Origin of the sequence: Novosphingobium guangzhouense (assembly GCF_002896965.1) — a bacterium.
GTDB classification, from domain to species: Bacteria; Pseudomonadota; Alphaproteobacteria; order Sphingomonadales; family Sphingomonadaceae; genus Novosphingobium; species Novosphingobium guangzhouense.
Genome location: NZ_LYMM01000001.1, coordinates 267,478 through 290,461, shown reverse-complemented (window position 1 = coordinate 290,461; position 22,984 = coordinate 267,478). Strand labels below are relative to the sequence as shown.

Annotated in this window: 18 protein-coding genes; 10 read left to right on the top strand and 8 right to left on the bottom strand. The window is 62.3% G+C overall.

Going from position 1 to position 22,984, the window contains the following annotated elements; translation table 11 throughout:
- Positions 1-73: 73 nt before the first annotated feature.
- The 3 genes from A8V01_RS01110 to A8V01_RS01100 are packed head-to-tail and all read left to right on the top strand — an operon-like array spanning position 74 to position 4,217.
- A complete protein-coding gene (locus tag A8V01_RS01110; RefSeq protein WP_103094098.1) occupies positions 74-1,237 on the top strand; it encodes an HlyD family secretion protein in 1,164 nt (387 codons plus the stop codon).
- Entirely contained in the window at positions 1,234-2,781 is a 1,548-nt protein-coding gene (locus tag A8V01_RS01105; RefSeq protein ID WP_103094097.1) for an MDR family MFS transporter, read from the top strand. The genes A8V01_RS01110 and A8V01_RS01105 overlap by 4 nt, the downstream gene beginning before the upstream one ends.
- Before the next feature lie 8 nt (positions 2,782-2,789).
- On the top strand, positions 2,790-4,217 hold the full coding sequence (locus tag A8V01_RS01100; protein ID WP_103094096.1) for an efflux transporter outer membrane subunit: 1,428 nt from the start codon (positions 2,790-2,792) through the stop codon (positions 4,215-4,217).
- Between the two features lie 23 nt (positions 4,218-4,240).
- Here A8V01_RS01100 and A8V01_RS01095 read toward each other — a convergent pair whose 3' ends face one another.
- The gene (locus A8V01_RS01095; protein WP_245892200.1) at positions 4,241-6,289 is read right to left on the bottom strand and encodes a DUF3857 domain-containing protein; all 2,049 of its coding nucleotides are present in this window, start codon (positions 6,287-6,289) and stop codon (positions 4,241-4,243) included.
- A 212-nt stretch (positions 6,290-6,501) separates the two neighbouring features.
- Here A8V01_RS01095 and A8V01_RS01090 point away from each other — a divergent pair, with 212 nt between their 5' ends.
- From A8V01_RS01090 to A8V01_RS01080, 3 genes are all read left to right on the top strand, one after another.
- Positions 6,502-6,954 (top strand): tRNA (cytidine(34)-2'-O)-methyltransferase, encoded by a 453-nt coding sequence (locus A8V01_RS01090; RefSeq protein WP_103094095.1) that lies wholly within the window; start codon positions 6,502-6,504, stop codon positions 6,952-6,954.
- A 77-nt stretch (positions 6,955-7,031) separates the two neighbouring features.
- A complete protein-coding gene (locus tag A8V01_RS01085; RefSeq protein WP_103094094.1) occupies positions 7,032-8,399 on the top strand; it encodes an amidohydrolase family protein in 1,368 nt (455 codons plus the stop codon).
- Positions 8,384-9,235, top strand: coding sequence for a TauD/TfdA dioxygenase family protein (locus A8V01_RS01080; RefSeq protein ID WP_211294927.1), 852 nt, complete (start codon positions 8,384-8,386; stop codon positions 9,233-9,235). The genes A8V01_RS01085 and A8V01_RS01080 overlap by 16 nt, the downstream gene beginning before the upstream one ends.
- An 18-nt stretch (positions 9,236-9,253) precedes the next feature.
- On the opposite strand, the gene A8V01_RS01075 is transcribed toward A8V01_RS01080, so the two are convergent.
- The 3 genes from A8V01_RS01075 to A8V01_RS28865 all read right to left on the bottom strand — a co-directional run bounded on the left by A8V01_RS01075 (position 9,254) and on the right by A8V01_RS28865 (position 11,438).
- The gene (locus A8V01_RS01075) at positions 9,254-10,174 is read right to left on the bottom strand and encodes a Gfo/Idh/MocA family protein (RefSeq protein ID WP_103094093.1); all 921 of its coding nucleotides are present in this window, start codon (positions 10,172-10,174) and stop codon (positions 9,254-9,256) included.
- A gap of 82 nt (positions 10,175-10,256) precedes the next feature.
- Positions 10,257-10,994 carry a FadR/GntR family transcriptional regulator gene (locus tag A8V01_RS01070; RefSeq protein ID WP_103094191.1) on the bottom strand — a complete coding sequence of 246 codons (738 nt, stop codon included), beginning with the start codon at positions 10,992-10,994 and terminating at the stop codon, positions 10,257-10,259.
- Between the two features lie 189 nt (positions 10,995-11,183).
- Positions 11,184-11,438: a hypothetical protein gene (locus tag A8V01_RS28865; protein WP_211294926.1), complete on the bottom strand. Its 255-nt coding sequence runs from the start codon at positions 11,436-11,438 to the stop codon at positions 11,184-11,186.
- 9 nt (positions 11,439-11,447) lie between these two features.
- Between A8V01_RS28865 and A8V01_RS01060 the strand changes: the two genes are divergently transcribed.
- Positions 11,448-11,684 carry a c-type cytochrome gene (locus tag A8V01_RS01060; protein WP_245892198.1) on the top strand — a complete coding sequence of 79 codons (237 nt, stop codon included), beginning with the start codon at positions 11,448-11,450 and terminating at the stop codon, positions 11,682-11,684.
- Between the two features lie 7 nt (positions 11,685-11,691).
- On the opposite strand, the gene A8V01_RS01055 is transcribed toward A8V01_RS01060, so the two are convergent.
- Positions 11,692-12,702, bottom strand: a complete 1,011-nt coding sequence (locus tag A8V01_RS01055) for a LacI family DNA-binding transcriptional regulator (RefSeq protein WP_103094092.1) — start codon at positions 12,700-12,702, stop codon at positions 11,692-11,694.
- A gap of 365 nt (positions 12,703-13,067) precedes the next feature.
- Between A8V01_RS01055 and A8V01_RS01050 the strand changes: the two genes are divergently transcribed.
- Complete coding sequence (locus tag A8V01_RS01050; RefSeq protein WP_103094091.1) at positions 13,068-13,346, top strand: DUF3325 domain-containing protein; 279 nt, start codon at positions 13,068-13,070, stop codon at positions 13,344-13,346.
- 211 nt (positions 13,347-13,557) lie between these two features.
- Here the strand turns inward: A8V01_RS01050 and A8V01_RS01045 are convergent, their stop codons facing one another.
- On the bottom strand, positions 13,558-14,142 hold the full coding sequence (locus A8V01_RS01045) for a TetR/AcrR family transcriptional regulator (RefSeq protein ID WP_245892197.1): 585 nt from the start codon (positions 14,140-14,142) through the stop codon (positions 13,558-13,560).
- 162 nt (positions 14,143-14,304) lie between these two features.
- Between A8V01_RS01045 and A8V01_RS01040 the strand changes: the two genes are divergently transcribed.
- Positions 14,305-16,773: a TonB-dependent receptor gene (locus A8V01_RS01040; RefSeq protein ID WP_103094090.1), complete on the top strand. Its 2,469-nt coding sequence runs from the start codon at positions 14,305-14,307 to the stop codon at positions 16,771-16,773.
- A 40-nt stretch (positions 16,774-16,813) separates the two neighbouring features.
- Positions 16,814-18,367: a CehA/McbA family metallohydrolase gene (locus A8V01_RS01035; protein WP_103094089.1), complete on the top strand. Its 1,554-nt coding sequence runs from the start codon at positions 16,814-16,816 to the stop codon at positions 18,365-18,367.
- Here A8V01_RS01035 and A8V01_RS01030 read toward each other — a convergent pair.
- Both A8V01_RS01030 and A8V01_RS01025 read right to left on the bottom strand, forming a co-directional pair.
- Positions 18,361-19,764 (bottom strand): efflux transporter outer membrane subunit, encoded by a 1,404-nt coding sequence (locus tag A8V01_RS01030; RefSeq protein ID WP_103094088.1) that lies wholly within the window; start codon positions 19,762-19,764, stop codon positions 18,361-18,363. The genes A8V01_RS01035 and A8V01_RS01030 overlap by 7 nt on opposite strands.
- A complete protein-coding gene (locus tag A8V01_RS01025; RefSeq protein WP_103094087.1) occupies positions 19,764-22,982 on the bottom strand; it encodes an efflux RND transporter permease subunit in 3,219 nt (1,072 codons plus the stop codon). The genes A8V01_RS01030 and A8V01_RS01025 overlap by 1 nt, the downstream gene beginning before the upstream one ends.
- Positions 22,983-22,984: the final 2 nt, after the last annotated feature.

Genomic DNA, 22,984 nt, shown 5'->3' with positions numbered 1-22,984 from the left:
TACATCGCGCTTGGGTGCAAGTGCGAGCCCGTTCGCCGCTGCGATGCAGCAACAACGGTATGGATTTCGATTGATGGCAACGGATTTGAGCGAATCGCAAGGGCAGAGTGCCCCGAATCAGGGGCAGGATCGCTTGCCGCCGCTCAAGCGTCCCGGCGTGCGGCGGGGGTTGCTGGCGGCGGGTGTTCTCGTTGTGGTCGCGGGCGGACTTTGGCTGTTTCAGTACCAGATGTACGGCCAGTTCGAGCAGGACACCAACGACGCTTACATTCAGGCGGACGCGGTAACGATTTCGCCGAAGATTTCCGGCTACGTTGAGCAGGTGCTGGTGAATGACAACCAGGACGTGAAGGCCGGGCAGGCCCTCGTCCGCATCGACGCACGCGATTATGATGCGCAGGCTCAGCAGTATCAGGCGCAGATCGACGTTGCCAAGGCGAACGCTGACAATGTTCGCGCCATGATCGGGGAGCAGGAAGCGGCAATCGCGCAGGCGCGGGCGCAACTGGCTTCGGCAGAACAGGATGCCCGGTTCGCCGCCGGTGAAGCCGCCCGTTATGCGCCGCTCGCGGCCAGTGGTGCGGAAACGGCAGAGCGCCTGTCGAGCCTGCGCAATCAGGCCGCCAAGGCCCGCGCGACCGCGGATGCGCAACGTGCCGTACTGCTTTCTGCCGAACGCAAGATCACCTCGCTCAATGCGCAAATCCGCCAGGCCGATGCGCAGGGCAAAGCCGCCCGCGCGCAGCTTGCAGCAGCCCACGTCAACGTTGGGTCCACCGTGCTCAAGAGCAGCGTTGCAGGTCGCATCGGCGATCGCAGTGTGCGCGCAGGGCAGTTCGTGCAGGCCGGTACGCGTCTGATGTCGGTGGTGCCGCTTTCGAAGCTTTATGTGACGGCGAACTTCAAGGAAACGCAGATCGGTCTGATGCGTCCAGGACAACCCGCGACGATCGAGGTCGATGCGCTGAACGGAACAAAGATCGCGGGGCATGTCGAAAGCATCTCGCCCGGCACCGGCGCGCAGTTCTCATTGCTGCCCCCGCAAAACGCGACGGGTAACTTCACCAAGATCGTGCAGCGCGTACCCGTTCGCATCGCAATCGACGCAGGGCCGGAAGCGCGCCGTGTGCTCGTTCCCGGACTGTCGGTGGTCGTCAGCGTCGATACGATTTCGGCCAAGGGCGCGCAGCGCAGCATCGCTTCTCAGGAAGAGGCCCGCCGGGACGCCAAGCAGTGAGCGAGGCGACATCCGCGGCTACGCCTGAGCCCGCAGCCGAGCGGCGCGCTGATGCTGCCGCGTGGCTGGCTGTTGCGGCCGGAACGCTGGGTGCATTGATGGCGACGCTCGACGTGTCGATCGTCAACAGCTCGCTGCCCACCATTCAGGGCGAAATCGGCGCGAGCGGCACTGAGGGCACGTGGATCGCGACGGCCTATCTGGTGGCGGAAATCATCGTCATTCCGCTGTCGGGCTGGCTGGAACGGCTGCTGGGGCTGCGCACGCTCCTGCTTGTTGCCGCCACGCTCTTTACGCTGTTCTCGATGGCGTGCGGCCTGTCGACGACGCTGCCGATGATGATCGCCGGTCGTATCGGGCAGGGGTTTACCGGTGGCGCCCTGATCCCGACCGCGATGACGATTGTGGCGACGCGCCTGCCACGCGCGCAGCAGCCGGTGGGTAATGCGCTGTTCGGTGCCACTGCGCTGCTGGGACCGGTGGTCGGGCCGGTGCTGGGCGGTTGGCTGACCGAGAATGTCAGCTGGCACTACGCCTTTTTCCTCAATCTTCCGGTCGGCATTGCCCTGATCACGCTGCTGCTTCTGGCGATCCCACATCAACCCGCCAAATTGAAACTCATCCGCGAAGCCGACTGGCTGGGCATCGCGGGGCTTGCCCTTGGACTTGGCGCGCTGACCGTTGTGCTGGAAGAGGGTGAGCGCGAACAGTGGTTCGAATCCTCGCTGATCATCACCTTGTCGCTTGTCTCGCTGTTCGGATTCGTGCTGCTTGGCCTTGGGCAGATGCTGGCCCGCAAGCCGGTCATCCGGCTGAGTCTGATGCTCAACCGGCAGTTCGGCAGTGTGGTGGCTATGGTCACGGTGGTAGGCATGGTGATCTATGGCACGTCCTATGTGATACCCCAGTTCCTTGCGACGATCGCCGGGTACAATTCGCTTCAGGCCGGGCAGGTGGTGATGCTGTCTGGCATTCCTGTCATGTTGATGATGCCGATCACGCCCTGGTTGTTGCGCAATGTGGACATCCGCATTTCGGTATGTCTGGGGCTGTGTATTCTGGCGCTGAGTGCGTGGCTGGAGACCGGACTGACAGCCGTTTCGGACAGTTCCGACTTCACCGACTCCCAGCTTCTGCGCGGCATCGGCACCGTCTTTTGCATGATGTTCCTCAATCAGGCTGCGATCCGCTCCGTCCCCCCGGAGCAGGCGGGAGATGCCTCTGGGCTCTACAATTCCGCCCGAAACCTGGGGGGGTCTTTCGCATTGGCCGGTGTCGCGATCATTCAGGACCAGCGCCTCTGGCTGCATAGTCGCAGGCTGGAAGAAAGCCTGAGCGCGAACTCTATCGACGTGCAGACATACGTCAGTGGGCAGGGCGCGGGCGCGCTCCGTTCGATCGAGGCGACGATCCAGACGCAGGCGCTGACGATGACTTACAACGACATGTTCTGGATCATGTCAGTGGGTATCATGTTTGTCATCCCGCTCGTGCTTTTCCTGCGCCCGCTGCCCAAGAACGCGCCGCTGGCGTCCGGACATTGAGGAATACCATGCGTTCCCATCTTCTGTTGCTTGCCCTGTCCACCAGCGTTCTGGCCGGTTGCACCGTCGGGCCGGACTATGCGGGCCCGCCCAAGGTCGCATCCGAGCTGACCAATGGCTTCGTTCGGGCAGAATCGGGCGTCATCACCAATGCATTGCCGGTTGCCGATTGGTGGAAGCCGCTGGGTGATGCGCAACTGGATGCCCTCATCACCCGTGCCCTGGCCGAGAACAACGACATCCGCGCTGCCGAGGCCAAGTTGCGACAGGCTCGCGCGGCGCTTGGCGAGCAGCGCGCGAACGGCGCGCCCAAGGCAAACGTTTCGGCCCTCTACGCCCATGCCCGGATTCCAGGCGCGAATCTGGGTGGCGGCGACAGTGCCGAAGGCGAGGGGGCATCCGACAGCGCCCTGAACCTCTACAACCTTGGTTTCGACGCCAGTTGGGAGATCGATCTGTTCGGCGGACAGCGGCGAAGCGTGGAGGCCGCCCGCGCCCAGATGGAGGGGACCGACGCGAATCTGGCCGACGTGCAGGTCAGCATCTCGGCGAATGTCGGGCAAAGCTATTTCAATTTGCGCGACCGGCAACAGCGCATCGCACTCGGCCAGCAGTCGATGACGATGCAGCAGGAAATGCTGGCGCTGACCCGGCAGCGTTTCGAGCGCGGCACGGCAAGTGCCGCAGACGTGGCGCAGATCGAAAGCCAGCTTGATGCCACTACGGCGCAGCTTGCGCCGCTGGCCGCCGAGCGGGACGCCTACCTCAACGCGCTGGCGGTGCTGACGGGGCAGCAGCCGGGGGCCGTCGACGCGCAATTTTCGGATGGCGGTGACATACCGCTGCCGCCAGCCTCGGTTCCGGTGGGCGATCCTGCCGGACTGATCGCGCACCGTCCCGATATCCGCGCGGCAGAGCGCACGCTGGCGGCGGATACGGCGAAGATCGGACAGGCGCAGGCGGCCCGCTTTCCGCGTCTGTCGTTCATGGGCCTGATCGGGATCGGCGGGACCAAGATCAGCGACCTTGGAAATCTGGACGATTTTGTCGCTGTCGCCGCACCGCAGCTTAGCTGGAGCTTCCTGGACTTCGGGCGCAACAAGGCCAAGGTGGGGCAGGCGGAAGCGGTTCGTGACGAAGCCGAGGCTCGCTATAGTGCAACAGTTCTGGGCGCATTGCGCGACGCAGAAGATGCGCTGGCCCGTTTCCGCGAAAGCCGCATTGCAGTAGCTGCGCTTGCGCGGGTTCGTGATAAGGCCACGCTGACGGAAAGGCTGGCGCAGAGCCGCTATCAGGCCGGCACGGCGACAAAGATCGTCGCGCTGAATGCTCGCAACGATCTAAATCGTGCCGAACAGGATCTTGTTTCGGCCCGAGCGGGCCTGATCAACGACTATGTGGCCATACAGAAGGCGCTTGGTCTGGCGTGGCGATAAAGGATCGCTAGTCCGCTTGCTCGTTAGTCCGCTTGCTCGTTTGTCAGCAGGTCGGCAGGTAGGCACGGGACGTTGTCGGCCGTCCAGTCGATCTCGTAAGTGGCGGGCACGGGCTTGCTCTTCGGATCGATGGTGTTCGTGCTGCCTGGGGTGTAGGTGATCCAGGCCATGCTGTTGTCGAAGCGAGGGATGCGTGTATTATCGCGTAGCGCGGTGACTGCGGCGATTTCCCTTTCTTCGGTGCGCAGACCACGCACCATCCGCATGGCTCCGTCGCGGATGTCAAAGGCGCGATAGTAGCTGCGGCCGAAAATGCGGGTGTCGATCGCTGGTTTGTGAGACCATTGCGTGGGCTTGGTGGTCGCAGGCAGACGTACAGTGGTTACCCGGCAGTCGAAAATGGGCTTGCTGTAGAACGGCAAATCCTGGTTCTGCTCGGCGGCGCGAATGCGCTTTTCAGGCGGATTGAAGCCGCCGCCGGGGAGCGCCATGGAGCGTACTCCGTCACCATCGTCGTCCCAGTCCACGGTGCCGGTGCCGATTACGGTCAGCACACTGGCCTGCGCTTTCTGGTCGTAATGCCACTGAACGTCCTCAATCGTTTGCCAGGTGTCGCCGATAGCTTGCTGGCGGAACGCAGTGAGCAGTTGCGCCGGCGTCGCCACCGAAAACTGTACTTCCTGCTGCAGTCCTTCGACACCGCGCTTGATCGTTGTGTTGGTTATGCGCGCGGGCTTGTCGAAACCGGCACGAGCATCGATTTCGAAGAGTGTAACTTCGTCAGGGCGTCTGGCCGGTGACCAATTGAGATGTTCAAGCGACGCGCCTTTCTCAGCCAGAGGGAGCACCCACTCGTAAGGTATCACCGGGGCGGAGCCGGGAGATACTACCGAAGGAAGGGTTCCATCGAGCCAGTATACCTTGCCGCCGATGCGCGCCCGCACCAGCACATGATCGAACATGCGCGGACTTGGCAGCCTTTCGTCCATACCGTCATCGTTGCCGCCGTTATTGACAAGCACGGCTTCGGCATTGATGCCAAGTTCCTTTAGAAGTGCCAGCAGAAGCACAGTCTTCGCCTTGCAGTCTCCATAGCGGCGTTGCCAGGTCTCGTCGGCAGACGCGGGAGTCAGGTTTCCGCCATTGAGCCCCACGTAGATGTAACGGATGTTCTGCTGAACAAGCTTGAGCGCTGCGCCGGCCCGCTCCAGCGGTTGGGCGGAGGCAGCGCTTATGCGCGCGGCTTCGCGCTTGAGCGGAGAGTCCGCGGGCAGCCTGGAAGCGCCGGCAAAAAGCGGTGCGAAGCGGCGCGATATGCTCTGCCAGTCGCCAAAGCTGCTGTATTCCACCACCCTCTGCCACTGATAGCGGGGAGGTGCGTCCTTTGGGGGCGTGAGAGCGGACGGATTGTCGAAACGATAGTCGATCGCCGATGCGTCCTGCCGTGCGAAAGGCACCATATCGGGGCTCATCTTGACGGTGGGCTTGTCGCCATCTTTCCAACTGAGGCGCAGATGATAGCGACCGGGTGCCGGCTCTGCCTGAAGGGCAAGCATACCCGCATCGCTTTTGCCCAGAGTGGGATCGCTTGAGCGGATCGTCGCCGCGAATTCCAGTTCGTCACCCACGCGCAGATCAGGCACGCGCAACACTGCCGTAAGGTTGCCGTCCAGCCTTGCCGCTTCCAACTGATCTTCGCGGCGCAGGATTTCGAAAGAACTGCTTTCCAGCACGTCGATCACCTCACCGTCCCGGTGGATCTTGATGCTGTGCACCATGGGCGCGCCGGCGGCGGGGTTCCACACGATCGTGAGGTTGCCCAATTGCAGCGCGTTAGGGTGGAGAATTTTGATGCGATAGCCGTTGTAAAGCAGCTGCCCCCGGTCGTCGAAGTGAACCTGAGTGTCTTGCCGCCGAATAAAAACGGCCCCGGTCGCATCGGCTGGTACGGGCATGGCATCGGACAGCACGGCCCAGTCGGGTTCCGGACCGCGCAGGACTTCGTTATCGTCCGCACGAGCTACCCCGCTGGCGAGCACAATCGCCAGGCACGATGAAATTGCAAATCGCACATCAACCCCCTTGATAGCGCTCATAATGTCGGCAGCATTTATTTAGGCAAGCATTTGATGGCGTTGCGCACCACTTTTATTGTTCGAAGATCGCTAATCTTGCCAAACTTTCATCCTGTGAAGATGGCGATGTTCGGAGCGGGTGGTGCGCAGCTGGCAGAAGCCTTTTGCGCGCACTTGCCTCGGACGTTCGGTGATGCCTATTAGCGGCGATGCGTGTTGCTTTGTTCGAACCGGAAATCGCTGGAAACGTTGGCGCGGTCTTGCGCCTCGGCGCCTGCCTTGGGGTGCCGGTAGACCTCATCGAACCGATGGGCTTTGCATGGGACGATCGGCGCGTTCGCCGGACGGCGATGGATTATATCGATCACGTCAGCGTAACGCGCCATGCAAGCTTTGAGGCGTTCCGGTCTGCCATCGGCGAAAGCAGGCTGGTCCTGTTCACCACCAAAAGCAGCGAATCTGCATACGATTTCCGCTTTCTGGCTGACGACGTCCTGCTGTTCGGCAAGGAAAGCGCGGGCGTGCCCGCGGCGGTTTCCGATGCTTGCGACGGGCGGGTTCGCATTCCCATGCGGCCGCAGGTCCGTTCGATGAACCTTGCCACCTCGGCAGCACTCGCGCTTGGTGAAGGCCTACGGCAGACGGCCTCGCTGCCAGCCTGATCAACAAAACCGCCGCCCTGGCGCAAGTGTGACGCAGGACTCGGGCTATAGTTGCAGGCACTGGAACGGCGGGGCGCATGCAGGCGGATACCATCATCACCGGAGCCACCGTCATCACGATGGATGCGCAGCGGCGCGTCATTCGTGATGGGGCGGTCGCCTTTTGCGGGGGCACCATCGTCGCGGTAGGCAAGGCTCGGGACCTTGCAGGCATCGCTGCGCGGGAAGTCGTGGATGGAACGGGCTTCCTGCTGACGCCGGGCTTTATCAACGCCCATGTTCACCTTACCGAAACCCTCATTCGCGGCTTCGTGCCGGACGATCTGCCTTTCGATGAGACGCTGGGGCGCTGGGTCATCCCGCTATACCAGGCGCATTCACCTGCCGAACAGGCAATTGCGGCGCGGCTGGCCGTGGCAGCGATGTTGCGTAGCGGGACTACGGCCTTCATCGAAGCGGGCACCGTTATCGCCTTCGACGAAGTCATGGCCGCCATTGAGGGCACCGGTATTCGCGGTCGCGTCGGACGTTGGACCGAGGATCGGGCATGGCATGCCGGGGACGACGCGGTTTCGCTGACCCGAAATGCCTGCGCGGCGCTTGAGCAGGATCTGGCGCACTATCCGCAGGATGGCCGCCTTGTCGCCGCATGGCCCAACCTGATCGGCCACAATACCGCGACGGACGCGTTATGGCGCCGGGCGACTGATCTGGCGAAGCAGACTGGCACCGGCGTATCGGCGCACATGAGCCCGGTTGCGGGAGATTCCGAATGGTATCTGGCCCAGACGGGCAAGCGGGCGGTCGAACATCTTGGTGATCTTGGCGTGCTGGGACCACATCTCAATCTTGTTCACATGGTTCACCTTGATCCAAACGAGATGGATCTGGTGGCAAGGAGCAGTACCAACGTCACGCACTGCCCCGGCGCCGCGTTGCGCGGTGGTTATGGCGTTACCCGGTATGGGCTGTTTCCGGAAATGCTGCAGGCCGGTGTGACAATCGCCCTGGGGACGGACGGTGCCGACAGCCACGATATCATGCGAGACATGACGTTGATGGCGGCATTGTTCCGTGATGCACGGGAAGACCGCGCGCTGTTTCCCGCACATGCCGTACTGGAAATGGCGACGTTGAACGGGGCAAAGGTCCTTGGTCTTTCGGACAGCATCGGAGCTCTGGCAACCGGAATGAAGGCCGATTTGGTGGCGCATGACATCCGGCGCCCCGAATGGGTGCCACTGAACAACCCGGTTGAACAGCTTGTCGCTTCGGCGGACGGAAGGAGCGTCCATTCGGTGTGGGTCGATGGTGTGCGCGTGGTAGAGGCGCACCGTTGCACGCTCATCGACGAGGATGCGCTTTATCGCGAAGGGCAGGCAGCGGCCAATGCGATGCTTGCGCGCTCCGGGCTGCCGCTGGTCAGCAAATGGCCGATCATCTGACGCAGGAGTGGATGGACATGGTGCAATATTCGACGATCGAAGTGACCCCGCTGACTCCGGCCATGGGCGGAGTTGTCGCGGGCCTTGATCTTACTCAGCCGCTTTCGGATGCGCAGGTAGAGGATCTGCATCGCGCTCTTGAAGACAGGCTGGTCATTTTCTTTCGTGAACAGCCGATCGATCATGCCGCGCACAAGCGCTTTGCGAACTACTTTGGCGGCATCCACGTGGCCGCCAGTACCAAGCCCTGGCAAGTGCCCGGACATCCCGAAGTCACGATTATCCATGCCGATGGAGCATCGAAGTTCGTTGCGGGCGAGGATTGGCATTCGGACATGAGTTGCGATGCCGAGCCGCCGCTTGGTTCCGTTCTTTACCTGCATACCGTGCCGCCGGTGGGTGGAGATACGGCGTTCTCGAACATGTATGCGGCCTATGATGCCCTGTCGGAACGGATGAAGGCGCACCTTGAAGGTCTGACTGCGGTGCATGATGCCTTAGTCGGCTTTGGCGGCATCACGCATGACGGCATGAAGCTTCCGCACAGCAGCCATCCTGTAATCCGCACGCACCCGGCCACGGGACGCAAAGCGATTTACGTCAACAAGGGCTTCACCACGCACATTGAAGGGCTGCCGCGTGCCGAAAGCGACGCGCTGCTTGGGTATCTCTTCGATCACGTGAAACACCCGCTGTTCCAGTGCCGTTTCTCATGGGCGCCGCATTCGATCGCGTTCTGGGATAATCGCTGCGCCCAGCATTCGGCAATCTGGGACTACTTCCCGCAGGTCCGGTCCGGCTATCGCGTGCAGATCCGTGGGGATCTGCCGCGATAACTCAGCATATAATTGAAATTAAAAAGAAAAACTATCCGTTGTGCGGCGTTCCGCCAGCAGGAATGCATCCGATACCAGCCGCATCGGGCGTACATCGACGTCACTTTGGCCTGTCGCGATCAGTTCGGCAAACCGTGCGTAGAGGCGGGCATATTCCCGGTCCGGTTCGGTCCGCTGTTCTTCTCCCGGCAGGGTGAGAACGCTGCCGCCCATGGCGAGGCTGAGCGTGCCCGCATCGGTATCAACCTCGATGGACCAGGTCTGCGGGCCTGTCTGAAGGAAGTCGAATTCGACGCGGACTGGCGCTTCGCCGCAGCGCATCGCGATGCTGGCCGCCAGTGGAGAGGCGCGCCCCGCTGGAACGTCCATCGTGGCGTGCTCTACGAAGAGTTCTTCAGGCAGGATCTGCGTGGCGATTGAGAGTGCGTTGATGCCGGGATCGAAAACGCCGAACCCGCCCGCTGCGAGGATCCATTCCTGCCCCGGATGCCAGCGACGGATATCCTCGCGCCAGTCGATGCGCACCGCGTTGATCTTCTTGTCGGAGAGCCATGCGCGGGCCGGTGCGACGCCTGCCGCCTCGCGCGAGTGCCACGTGGCAAAAAGTGTCACATTCGCCCGGCGCGCGGCCGCTTCCAGTGCCGCGACGTGCGACAGTGTAGCGGCAGGGGGCTTTTCAAGCATCACGTGAAGGCCAGCTTCGATCGCAGTCAGCGCCTGTTCGTAACGACCTCCCGGCGGGGTGCACAGCGATACCGCATCAAGCGGGCACGCTGCGGCCATCTCTGCAATGTCGTGGTAGCCGGTAACGCCTTCTACACTCCCATGTCGGCTGGCAGTGGCGGCAAGCGTAAAGTCAGGATTTGCTGCGATGGCAGGCAGGTGCTGGTCGCGAGCGATCTTGCCGATGCCGACGAGCCCTAATCTGACAGTCTCCACTTTAAGTCCTTTTTATCATACGTTAAATTGCAGGCGCGTTCATCGCATACGCGTCTGTGTCGTGCATGCGATGAAGCACCGTTCAATCGGTGGAAGGGAGGCGGTCCTCGATCAGCACGAGCACGTCACCGATGATCGTGCGCATTGCGACGCGCGCAGCGCCTGGATCACGGGATGCAATGGCATCGCGGACCTTGGCATGTTCGGCAACGTCGGCAGTGCGTCCCTTGATGCGGTTCGTGAACCGGATCGAGGTGCGCAGCGCAGTGCTTACCACATCGCGCAACTGGATGTAGAACGGGTTCTTGGAGGCCCGGAGCACCGAGACGTGGAAGGCAATGTCAGCTTCCAGCGGATCGTCGAGGCCGCGCTCGGCAGCCTGCATTCTGCGCAGGCCGTCATCGATGCGCTTGATATCGTCCTCTCCGGCAACACGTGCGGCAAGCGCCGCTGCTTCTGGCTCCACTGCCACGCGCAGTTCGTTAAACTGGCGCAGCAGGTCTACCGAAAGCTGGCGTTCAAGCATCCAGCGAAGGACATCCGTGTCGAACAGGTTCCACGAGGAGGTGGGCTGAACCGTGGTGCCTTGGCGCGGACGGGCGCTGAGCAGCCCCTTGGCAGTCAGCATCTTCACCGCTTCGCGGGTGACGGAACGGCTGACACCATGCTGCTTGGCCAGTTCGGCTTCGGTAGGAAACACCTGATCTTCGAACTGACCTGTGACGATAGCCCGGCCGATGCTGTCAAGCAGCCCGTATGTCAGGTTCCGGCCAAGCTGGACCGCCGGTTCATCGACGATGAGATGCGAAGATCCTGCCACGAAATCGTCCTTGTCCTTTCCGCCATGCGGGGTAGCTGCCGCGCCACCGTAAAGCGAGCGGCCCGCCAGACAAGAACGTTTCGTATGATAAGTCAATTCATATGATAATTATGATTGGGGAAGCCCGCTGACGGCGGCGGTGATCGGGGCTTTAGCGCCCATTCGCCCGTCGCCCGCTAAGATAGTGCATCAGGGAAGGGAGCGATAGAATTCCAGTTTAATGTCTTCTGATACGCATCCGAGGATCGGCGGCACGAGCCTGTCGTGGAAATCGATGTGCATATGCCTTTCATAGGCAGCCTCGTTCCGGAAGGTGGCAACCACCTGTAAAGATCGGGATCGGCCTCCGAGGCTGTCGCATTCGACGATCCCGGGTTTATCCCGGATGCCAGCAAGGCTGATCGGGGAGCGGGCGTCTTCGGCGGTCGATGCGCTGTTTGTCATGGCACTTCGGTGATCGCGGGTGGCACAGCGCCGGACCTGCGTACTTCCCCTATACCTGCCGATGCGCAGGCTTTCGCCCAAGTGGTCAAGAACGGTGCACTGGTTCCGGCGGGCATGCCGCAGTTCGGGGAATTCTCGTCCGACCAGATCGAGGCGTTGCGTCAGTATATCCAAGCCCGTGCGGAAGTGCTGCGCAGCGGGCGTGCCGATAGCGAGATCGGTTCCGCTCACAAGACCGGCGAGTGACGTGCCATTACCCTCTGGGCGGCGCGGTAGAACCACGGGCGACAAGCGTGCATTCGAACATCTGATTGCCGCCCTTTTCGCCCTTCCGGCGGTTCAGGAGCAACTGGACCGCCGCCTCGGTCATCTCCCAGATGGGCTGGCGCGATGTGGTCAGTTCCGGCCAGACGCTTTTCGCGATCCAGCTGTCGTCAAAGCCGACCACGGACAGGTCATCGGGAATCTTGATCCCCAGCTGCGCTGCTGCCGCAAAGACACCGGCGGCCATATCGTCGTTCTGCGCAAAGATCGCGGTGGGACGCGGCGTCTGGCGTAATATATGGAGGCCGGCGCCGATGCCCGAGGAGAAATTGAACTCTCCGTCCGCCATGACAACGGTCGCAGGGTCGGCGCCACGCTCTGCCAGCGCATTCAAGAAGGCTTCGCGACGCCAGTGGCTGGCCCCGTGAGTGGCAGGACCATTGATCAGTCCGAACCGGCGATGCCCTAGCCCCCACAGATGGCGGACAAGTTCGAACACGCCGGCAGCGTCGTTCGATGCGACGCTTGAAGCGCCTGGCTCTTCATGTCCGGGGGCAAGCAGGACGTAAGGCAGGCCCTTCGTCTCAAGTGCGGTGAGCACGGCTTCGCTGTCGCACGCGGGTGGAGTGACGATCATTCCGTCCAGCCGCGAACTGTGGAGTATATCCTCCATCTGCGCGGAAACATCCCGCGCGGCCGCGTCGATGTTCTCAATCACCAGCTGATAGCCTGCTGCGCGGCAGGCTGCGTAAGCGCCGTTGATGACTTGCAGGGTGTAACTGGCGCTGGGATTGTCGAACAGCACGCCAAGGAAGAAGGATCGTCCTGCTGCAAGGGCGCGGGCTGCGAAGTTGGGGCGATAGCCAAGCTCCGCCACAGCCTGATCGACTTTGGCTTTAAGTGCGGGTCGTACGCTGGGTTCGTCGTTGATGACGCGGGACACGCTCTTGATCGATACTCCCGCATGGCGGGCAACGTCTGTGATCGTGACCTTCTTCATCGTGTTCGACACATCCTCTGGTCCTGGCCCTTGGTACTGGCCGTGCTGCCGGTGCAATTTCTCAGCCTGACACCGCTGTCGGGGTATATCGACTGATCGGTTTCAGCAAGCGCGGTCGGTCAGGAATTCGCAGTTCGGTATATACGCTCTGGCGGCAGCGGGAGTGCTTTTTGCGCTTGTGCCGATAGCAGACGCGCTGACCACATCTCATGGGATCGGGGCGAGCATCTGGACCTATACCGGCTTCGATCTGACGGTATCGGTGCTGTCCGCAGGTCTTTTCTGGACCGCGTGGAAAAAGTCCTTCGCCATCAGCCCAAGGCTGCACCTGCGCGGCGCCAGCGTGTCCGGATTGATGTGCCGGCATGACGCATATCCTTGTTTGTGCGCTGACGCTGACGGGGTTCGCGCTTCTGCTGATGGCCATGGCTCGCCATCAACAGGACTGGTTACGACGTAAGCTGGCCCCCAATGCTTCGCGATCGCTGAAATGGATAAGGTTTACGGTTTTGGCACTGGGCTTTGCCGCTGCGTGCCGGGGGCTCTATGGGACTGTCGCCTGGTTCGGGTGGCTCAGCCTTTCCGCCGTGCTGGTGCTGAACGCCCAAACCAACCGTGAACGCATTCGGCGCCTGTTTCCGTGATAGGAGCTTCGATGCCCAAGGACGACGCCGCGACGGGTCAGTCTATCCCCCCGTCCCCTGTCGCGGCCGGCGGCGCGCGCCGTTATCGCCCTTCGGTGGCGGCGTGCACGCTTGGCGGTACGCCGGGCGCCTATGCGCTGACGGTGCAGGTCACTGTCGTCCTCTCGCTGCTACTGTCCCAACGGTCAGACGTAACTGATATCGGGGCAGGTCAGGCGCTCGCAGCGGGTTCTGCCGGCAGCGCATATTCGGGATAGTGAAACATGGCTCTGAATACGTGCTCCGCATCGGCGAAAAGCGCTTCAGGATCCATTTCCCCTTCCTTGAGCATTTCATCGAGCGAATAGGCGATCTCTACGGAGATGCGCGTGCGCCGCAGGACCAGATCGCGCGGTACGTGTGACAGGTACTGCATGTAGATATCGGTCATCATCTGCGACACGTAGTTGTGCGAAAAATGGCGGATCGGCGTCAGGTTGGGCACCGCGCGAAGCGCGCGCATGATCCAGACGGCTCCGGGCTCGTTCTTCGTGATCTCGTGCATGGTGCGGATCAGTTCGACGACCTTGCCCTCGATGACGTCGATTCCGGCGCCGCCGTAAGCATCCAGCCAAGCCTGTAGAGCTACGTTCTGACGCTCCATGAAGCGCTCTGCCAGGGCATGGAGAATCGCGTACTTGTCATCGAAGTAACGATAGAACGCGGGCGGAGTCACTTCGGCGCGTTCGCAGATCAGGTTCGTGGATATTCGTTCAATACCCACTTCGCCCAGAAGATGCGCCGCCGCATCCAGCAAGACATTGAAAGTCCTGCGTGATCTCTCCTGAACGGGGCGACGGTAAGGAGGCTTTTCAATGTCCGTCACGCAGTCCTGATCCGGCAAAATGTTGCTGTGTCATAAAAATGATAACTATCGCTATCATATGCGCCCCCGTCACGCCATACAGGGGTCGCCTCCATGATCAAATTCCGTTTCCGCACGCAGGTATCCGCCTGCGCGCTTGCCATTGCCACGCTTGTTTCGGCCGCAGCACATGCCGACGAGGCCGCGCCCGAATCCGCAGGCGATATCATCGTCACCGCCCGCGCTGGCAATCAGGCGCAGAAGAAGGTGGAGGCGAGCTACGCCATCTCCACGATCTCCGAAGCGGAACTGCAGATGAAGGCGCCGCTCGGCGTCGGCGAGGCGCTCAAGAACGTCCCCGGATTCTGGGTCGAAAGCTCTTCGGGCGAGGCGAGCGGCAACATCCGCGTTCGTGGCATCCCGACTGACGGCTACTCGGCGCTCTCGCTGCTGGAAGATGGCATCACCATTCAGCATGACGCGGGCCTGGGTTGGCTGAACGGTGATCAGGCGCTGCGCATGGACCAGACGATCCAGGGCATCGAAGTGGTGCGCGGCGGTCCTTCGTCGATCTTCTATTCCAACGCGCCTGGTGCGGTCGTCAACTTCATCACGCGACGCGGCGGCGATCACCTTGAGGGCGCCGTGCGCTATGAAGGTGCCAGCTACAATTCGCACCGCTTGGATGGCTGGATTGGCGGGCCGATCGGCAACAGCGACTGGCGCTTCCTTGTCGGCGGCTACTACCGTCTGTCGGACGGGCAGCGCCACACCGGCTACCGCCAGGATGAAGGCGGCCAGATCCGTGCCACGATTTCACGCGATTTCGACCGTGGTTCGATCATGGTGGGCGTCAAGCGCATCGACGAGCGTATCGGCAATGCGATGGTCACGCCTTTCATCAATGATTCAAACGGCGATCCGGTCGGTGTCCCCGGCTTCAACGCCAAGCGCGATATCATCGCCGGCCCGGAAACCCGCTACTTCGATTTCCTGACGCCTGATGGCGTCGAGAAGTTCGACAACGCGGTCGGCACCACGATCAAGCTCACCCAGCTGACGGGCCAGTTCAAGTACGATCTGACCGACGACCTGACGATCAACCACACGATGCGTTATCGCGACAGCTGGACCAAGCGCAACAGCATCACCCCGCGCACCGTCGCGTCGGCGGCCGACCTGCTTTCGTCGACTTATGGAAGTTACGCGGACGCCGCCGCAGGGCAGACGCTGGACTTCATCTATACTGGTTCGGGCCAGTCGATGGATCTCGCGAACGCGAACGGCAATGGGCTGGCGCTGCTTAATCTGGCGCGATCGTTCACGATCCCCGAGGATGAATTCGTCTCTGATACCCGTCTGCAGCAGAGCATTGAGCTGGCAGGCCACCATGACATCGCGCTGGGCTTTTACTATGCCAACGTGAAGGAGACGTACCTCTCCAACTCGGCGGCGATCTTTACGGACGTGAAGGACAACGCCTCGCTCCTCGATGCGGTGCTGCGCGATGCTTCGGGCAATGTAATCTACACGTTCAGCAACAACGGCGTTGCCAGCTACGGTTCGGAATACAACAACGCGCGCGGTTCGTCAGATACGATCGCGATCTACGCCAGTGACGAGTGGAAGCTCACCGATCAGTTGCGCATCGACGGTGGCCTGCGCTGGGAACAGATCAAGACGCGCGGTCAGGTGGAAGGCAAGTCGACCGTAAACCTGGGCCAGTCGGCCACGGCGGCGGACGATGCGGTTCTGGTCGGTTCGGGCACTTACACCCCGTTCTCGCGCAAGTATGATGCGATGGCCTGGACGCTGGGCGCCAATTACCAGCTGCACCCGCGCATGGGCGCTTTTGCACGCTTCACCTCGACCTTCCGCCTGCCAAGCGTATCCAGCTTCCTGGGTAACGCGGCGGCAAACCCGGTGGTTCAAAAGATGGACTTCTACGAAGTCGGCCTGAAGTATTCCTCGCCGACGTTCGACGTTTATCTGACGGGCTTCAATTCGGTCTACAAGAGCTACGAGATCAGCGATTACAGGCAGAACTCGGCCGGCCAGTACGTGCTCAACACCGTCTATGGCGACACCAAGACCTGGGGCACCGAGCTTGAAGCCACTTGGCGCCCGGTCCACTGGTTCGATATCCACGCCAACTGGACCTGGCAGGACGCGAAGTTCACCGACTTCGTCTACACCAATTCCAGCGGCCAGACGGTCGACTATTCGAACAACCGCCTGATCCGCGTGCCGGAACACAGCTTCCGCATCACGCCGGCAGTGAACCTGCTGGACGATCGCCTGCGGATCGAGGCCGACTTTGCCTATTACGGGCAGCGCTATGCCGAAGTTGCCAACCAGATCAGCCTGCCTTCGTACAAGACCATCGATCTCAACGCGAAGTTCGACGTCAACGACCGGCTGAGCTTCAACCTCTACGTCAACAACCTGACGAACGAGATCGGCCTGACCGAAGGCAACCCGCGTGCGGGCTCGATCGACAACGAGGAAGTGGGCGATCTGGTCTACATCGCGCGTTCGATCTTCGGTCGCAGCGTGCGCGGCGCGGTCACCTTCAAGTTCTGATCGCCAGTAATTCGGTGCCTGTAACCGTCAGGGGAATATCATGACCAGCATCCTTGGCCGCATTCTTCCGTTCATCGGAATGGCCGCAATAGCCCTCGGGTCGCACCAGGCCGTCGCACAGGACAGGGCCGCGCAGGATCTGCCTGCATGGGACAAGGTTCCCCTGGCGGTCGGGCACGAAAAGCCCGACCTCGTCCTGACCGGAACGGTTGACCGTTCCGACTACCAGAGCAACGTCTCCGTCCCGTTCGACGTGCCCTCCGGCGTCACCCGGATCGGGGTCGAGTACGAATACACAAGGCCCGACGGCAAGACCGTCATCAACCTGGGCCTGTTCGATGGCAAGGCGTTCCGGGGCTGGAGCGGCAGCAACAAGCACACGGTCGTCATCGATGAGAACAACGCCACGCCATCCTACATCGCCGGCCCGGTGGGCGGTCGCCGCTGGTCGCTTGACCTTGGCGTATCGTTCATCGGCGAGGGCGTAACGTCGCGCTACACCGCGAAGATCTGGTTCTGGCGCCAAGGTGAAGTACCCGCCGCCTCGACCTTCTCGCCCGAACCGCTGGTGAAGGGCACACGCTGGTATCGTGGAGACTTCCATCTCCACACCGGGCACAGCGACGGCTTCTGCACCAGCCATCGGGGGCGCAACGTGCCGTGCCCGCTCTATCGCACCGCAGATGCGGCTCTGGACGCGCATCTCGATTTCGCCGCGATCACCGATCACAACAACGTCGCGCTGTATGGCACGATGCGTGAACTGCAGCCCTACTACGACGATCTCCTGCTCATTCCGGGGCGCGAGATGACGACCGAGCAGGGGCATGCCAATATCTTCGGCACCACCGAATATGTCGACCACCGCCTTGGCGAGAGGGCGATGCCGGACATGGCAACGATGATCGAACGATCACATGCCACGGGCGCGCTTTTTTCGATCAACCATCCCGGTTCGCCCACTGACTACCGCTGCCGTGGCTGCGGATGGAGCGCGCCGGAGGCGACTTACGCCATGACCGACGCGATCGAGGTGATGAACAGCGGCAACCTATGGAAGCAACTGGGCGGCGGCGATGCCGGGGGCGACGTGACCATCTGGGAGAAGCAGCTTGCGACCGGGCGACGCATCACTGCCATCGGCGGCAGCGACAACCATGACGTCACCCTCGGTCGCCTGGGGGTAGGCTTCCCGGCCACACTGGTTCTTGCTTCCGAATTGTCGGAGCGGGCCATCCTTGATGCGGTCAAGGCGGGGCATGTCATGATCGACATGACGGGAAAGCCCGGCATTGCGTTCGACCTGACCGCCAGCGCAGGCGGCAAGGACGGCACCGTGGGAGACAGTTTCGCGCTGGATCAGGGCGGGGAACTCGCGCTCAAGCTTACCGTGACGGGCGGCAAGGGACGCAAGCTCGTCGGCTTGGTGGATGGCCGGATCGAACCGGCGCTGTCGGTCGACAGTCTGGCGCAGGCGCGGCAGGATATCGCGCTGCGATGGGCATTCGATGGCGGCCGTCACTGGGTTCGCTTCGAACTGCGTGACGGCGAACAACGCCTGTTCATGACCAATCCGGTTTACGTGAATTACTGACTGGCCACCGGCGCGGAGAGGCTCTCGTCCGCGCCGATTGCGCTGTAGACGGTAATGCGGTTGGTCAGGTCCGCCAGCACGGTGGAGATGTGTGTCTGCTGATAGCCGTAGAGCGCCCGCTGGGCGACCAGTGCGTTGAGGAACGTGTCGGTCCCGGCGCGGTACTGCGCATCGGCGAGGTCGTAGCTTTTCTGTCCGGCAGCGACGAGGCGGTCCTGCGCGGTGCGCTGCGTCGTGATCGTGCCGCGCCGGGCGAGCGCATCGGCGACGTCCTTGAATGCCGACTGTACCGTGGAACGATACGTCGCAAGGTAATATTCCCGCTGTGCCTTGGCGTATTCGAGGTTGCCCCTGTTTGTCCCCCCCAGCAACGGCAGGCTGGCGCTGTCCGAGCCGTTGACGTTGAAGGCATCGCCGGTGAACAGGTCGCCCAGCGCGGTGCTGGCAAGGCCGATGGCTGACGTCAGCGAGATCGTCGGGAAGAACGCCGCCCGTGCCGCGCCGATCTGGGCATAGGCGCCTTTGAGGTTGTGTTCGGCCTCCACCACGTCAGGGCGGCGCAGCAGGACATCGGAGGAGAGGCCCGCAGGCACCTTGCCGATCCGGGTATCGAGGTCGGTCAGCGATGCGGGCAACTCGGCGTCCGTTACCGGGCCGCCGACCAGCAGTTCAAGCGCATTGCGGTCCTGCGCGACCTGAGTGGTCTGCGCTGCGATGTCCGAGTTCGCCTGTTCCAGCGTCGTTTCGGCAGAAGCAAGATCGGCCGCGCTCGTCAGGCCGGATCTGAACAGCGAGCGCGTAAGATCGACCGATCGCTGGCCGCTGTCGCGCGTTCGCTGGGCCAGCGCAAGAAGGTCGCGGTCGGAAGCAAGGGTAACGTAAGCGGTCGCCACGTTGGCCACCAGCGTCAACCGTGCGGAGCGATAGCCGGATTCGGTGCCGAGATAGGTTTCCAGCGCCTCGCGACTCTGGTTCTTGAGGCGGCCGAACAGGTCCAGCTCGAACGCGCTGAAGCCTATGTTCGCGCTGTAGCTCTGGTTGGTGAACTGTGTAGAGTTCACCCCATGCGTTGCACTGGCGTCTGCACCGGCCGTGACCGAGGGCAGCTGGTATGAACGTTCGACGCGGTACTGCGCTCGTGCTGAGGCGACGTTGGCAAGGCTTGCCTGCAAGTCCTGGTTGTTGACCAGCGCCCGCTCGATCACCGCCTGCAGTCGCGGATCGGAAAAGAGCGTGCGCCAGGGCATCCCCGCCTCTCCCGACTGCAGGGGCTGGTAGGCGGCGCCCTGTGGCCACTGCGCGGGTGTTGCGGCTTCGGGACGGATGTATTTGGGCGCCATGTTGCAGCCGGAAAGGGCCGCTGCCAGCGCCAGTGTCGAGATCAGGAAGGGGCGCATCAGACTTGGTCCTCGGCAGGGGTGGCCGGTGCGGTCGTCGCGTCCTTGCGGTGGAAGACGCGGGCGACGACGAAGAAGAACATCGGCACGTAGAAGATGGCGAGCGCGGTCGCGGTCAGCATGCCGCCGAACACGGCGGTGCCGATGGCGATGCGCCCCTGCGCGCCCGCTCCGGTGGCGATGGCAAGGGGCACGACGCCGGCCATGAACGCGATGGAGGTCATCATGATCGGGCGCAGGCGCACGCGCGCCGCTTCCAATGCAGCGTGCAGCATGTCACGCCCTTCGCGCCGCGCGGTTTCCGCGAATTCCACGATCAGGATCGCATTCTTTGCGGCAAGGCCAATGGTGGTCAGCAGGCCGACCTGGAAATAGATGTCGTTCTCCAGCCCACGCGCAGCCACGCAGACTACCGCGCCCAGCACGCCGAGCGGGATCACCAGCAGCACCGCCAGCGGCACCGACCAGCTTTCGTAAAGTGCTGCAAGGCACAGGAACACGACCGCAACCGATAGCACGTAAAGGTAAAGAGCCTGCCCGCTCGACTGGTTCTGCTGGTACGAAAGATCGCTCCACGCATAGCTGGTGCCCGGCGCCAGCTTCTGCTGCAACGCCACCATTTCGGCCATCGCATCGCCCGAACTGTAGCCGGAACCGGCGCTACCCTCGATCTGGTAGGAAGAGCGACCGTTGAAGCGCGACAGGCCGTTCGGGCCGGTTTCCCACTTCATCGTCGTGAAGGCGGAGAATGGGACCATCTTGCTGGTGCCGTCGGCATTGGTCGCCGAAGTCGAGCGCACGAACCACTTGTCGAGGTCGCTAGGCAGCATGCGCGAATCCGCCTGACCCTGCAGATAGACCTTTTTCACGCGGCCCCTGTCGATGAAGTCGTTGACGTAAGTGCCTCCCCATGCGGTGCTGAGCGTATCCGTCGCGTTGTCCACGCTTAGGCCGAGGACCGAAAGCTTGGCATCGTCGAAGGTGATGTCGAACTGCGGGGTGTCGGGCAGGCTGGAGGCACGGACCTGCGAGAGTTTCGGATCCTGATTGGCGGCCGCGATCAGCTTGTCACGCAGGGAGACGAACTTGTCATGGTCCATGTTCGAGGAATTGAGCAACTGGAACGTGAAGCCGTTCGACTGGCCAAGCCCCTGAATGGAGGGCGGGGTCATGACGAAGACCTGCGCGTCGCGGATCTTCGACAGCTTGCCCATCAGCCGTCCGCTGATCGCGGCGGCGTTCTGGCTGGGGTCGGTCCGTTCGGAGAAGGGCGCCAGACTGGCGAAGCCCATCCCTGCGTTCTGGCCGGAGCCCGAGAAGCTGAAACCGGCGATGGCGAACAGCACGCGCACGTTGCTGCCTTCTGAGGCAAAGGCCTCCTCGATTTCCTTGCGCACCTTGTCGGTACGTTCTGCGGTAGCGCCCGCAGGCAGCTGGTAGACGACCATGACCTGCCCCTGATCCTCGGTCGGCAGGAAGCCGGAGGGCAGGCGGACGAACAGTACGATGATGACAAGGATCGCCGCAACATAGCCGACCAGCCACCAGCGCCGCCGTGCGATCGCGCGCTCGGTCACCGCCACGTAGCGGCCGGTCATAAGTTCGAACCAGTCGTTGAAGCGGCCGAATGCGCGGTCGAGCCTGCGCTTGGCCCTCAGCGGCATGCCGCGCAGGCCAGGCGCGGGTTCACGGGCGCCACGATCGTCTTCGACCTTGGCCTTGAGCAGCATCGAGCACAACGCCGGGGACAGGATCAGCGCCGTGAGCACGGAAAGACCCATGGCCGAGACGATGGTGATCGAGAACTGGCGATAGATCACGCCGGTTGATCCGCCGAAGAACGCCATCGGCAGCAGCACCGCAGAAAGCACCAGCGCGATACCGACGAGGGCGGACCCGATCTCCTCCATCGACTGGACGGTGGCGTAGTAGGGACTGAGTTTCTGCTCGTGCATCAGCCGCTCGACGTTCTCGACCACGACGATGGCGTCATCGACCAGCAGGCCGATGGCAAGGACCATGGCGAACAGTGTCAGCGTGTTGATCGAATAGCCCAGTACGGCAAGAATACCGAACGTGCCGAGAAGCACCACCGGCACGGCCACGGCCGGCACCAGTGTGGCGCGCCAGCTTTGCAGGAAGGCGTACATCACCAGCACGACGAGGACGACCGCGATCAGCAGCGTCTCGATTACTTCCTCGATCGACAGCTTGACGAAGTCGCTGGTGTCGCGCGGGTAGGCGATCCTGTAGCCTTCGGGCAGGCTCTGCGACAGTTCGCTGACCCGTTCCTTGACGGCGGCGACAGTCTTGAGTGCGTCCGCGCCCGAGGCAAGCTGGATGCCGATACCTGCGCCCGGATGGGCGTTCATCCGCCCGTTAACCGTATAGCTTTCCTGGCCCATCTCGACCGTGGCAATGTCCGACAGGCGCACGATGGAGCCGTCCGTCAGCGTCTTGACGACGATCGCGCGGAACTGCTCGGGCGTCTGCAGGCGCGACTTTGCCTTGACGACGGCGTTGAGCTGCTGGCCCTTCGCCAGCGGCTGCGCGCCGAGCTGGCCGGCGGACAAGTCGACGTTCTGCGCGGTGAGGGCGCTCTGGACGTCGGACGGGATGAGCTGGCGCGCCTGCATCTTCGCGGGGTCTAGCCAGATGCGCATGGCATATTGCGAGCCGAGCACGCGCACGCCGCCCACGCCGTTCACGCGGGCAAGGTCGTCCTGGAAGTTGGAGACGAGGTAGTCGGCAACGTCGCTCGACGATGTCTTGTCGCTCTCGTCATAGAGCGCGACGACCAGCACCATGTCGGAATTGGACTTGGTGACGGTCAGGCCCTGCTGCTGAACCTGGCTAGGCAGGCGCGAGTTCGCCTGCTGAACCTTGTTCTGCACCTGCACTTGCGCCACGTCGGGATCGGTGCCCTTCTCAAAAGTCGCGGTGACCGAGGCCGAGCCGGAGCTGTCGGAACTCGACGAGAAGTAGAGCAGGTTGTCGATCCCGGTCAGCTGTTGCTCGATCACTTGCGTGACCGAGTTCTCCAGCGTCTGCGCCGATGCGCCCGGATACGTGGCGCTGATGTTGACAGACGGCGGGGCGACGTCCGGGTACTGGGACACGGGCAGGCTCATGATCCCGCCGATGCCGGCCATCATGACCACGATGGCGATGACCCAGGCGAAGATCGGCCGGTCGATGAAATAGCGACTGATGTTCATGG

Excerpts from the sequence above, each read along its gene's own strand:
- A8V01_RS01090 (WP_103094095.1), top strand. The coding sequence starts at position 6,502 with ATGCGTGTTGCTTTGTTCGAACCGGAAATCGCTGGAAACGTTGGCGCG.
- A8V01_RS28865 (WP_211294926.1), bottom strand. The coding sequence starts at position 11,438 with ATGACAAACAGCGCATCGACCGCCGAAGACGCCCGCTCCCCGATCAGC.
- A8V01_RS01040 (WP_103094090.1), top strand. The coding sequence starts at position 14,305 with ATGATCAAATTCCGTTTCCGCACGCAGGTATCCGCCTGCGCGCTTGCC.
- A8V01_RS01110 (WP_103094098.1), top strand. The coding sequence starts at position 74 with ATGGCAACGGATTTGAGCGAATCGCAAGGGCAGAGTGCCCCGAATCAG.
- A8V01_RS01100 (WP_103094096.1), top strand. The coding sequence starts at position 2,790 with ATGCGTTCCCATCTTCTGTTGCTTGCCCTGTCCACCAGCGTTCTGGCC.
- A8V01_RS01050 (WP_103094091.1), top strand. The coding sequence starts at position 13,068 with ATGACGCATATCCTTGTTTGTGCGCTGACGCTGACGGGGTTCGCGCTT.
- A8V01_RS01035 (WP_103094089.1), top strand. The coding sequence starts at position 16,814 with ATGACCAGCATCCTTGGCCGCATTCTTCCGTTCATCGGAATGGCCGCA.
- A8V01_RS01025 (WP_103094087.1), bottom strand. The coding sequence starts at position 22,982 with ATGAACATCAGTCGCTATTTCATCGACCGGCCGATCTTCGCCTGGGTC.
- A8V01_RS01055 (WP_103094092.1), bottom strand. The coding sequence starts at position 12,702 with ATGAAGAAGGTCACGATCACAGACGTTGCCCGCCATGCGGGAGTATCG.
- A8V01_RS01080 (WP_211294927.1), top strand. The coding sequence starts at position 8,384 with ATGGCCGATCATCTGACGCAGGAGTGGATGGACATGGTGCAATATTCG.
- A8V01_RS01030 (WP_103094088.1), bottom strand. The coding sequence starts at position 19,764 with ATGCGCCCCTTCCTGATCTCGACACTGGCGCTGGCAGCGGCCCTTTCC.
- A8V01_RS01085 (WP_103094094.1), top strand. The coding sequence starts at position 7,032 with ATGCAGGCGGATACCATCATCACCGGAGCCACCGTCATCACGATGGAT.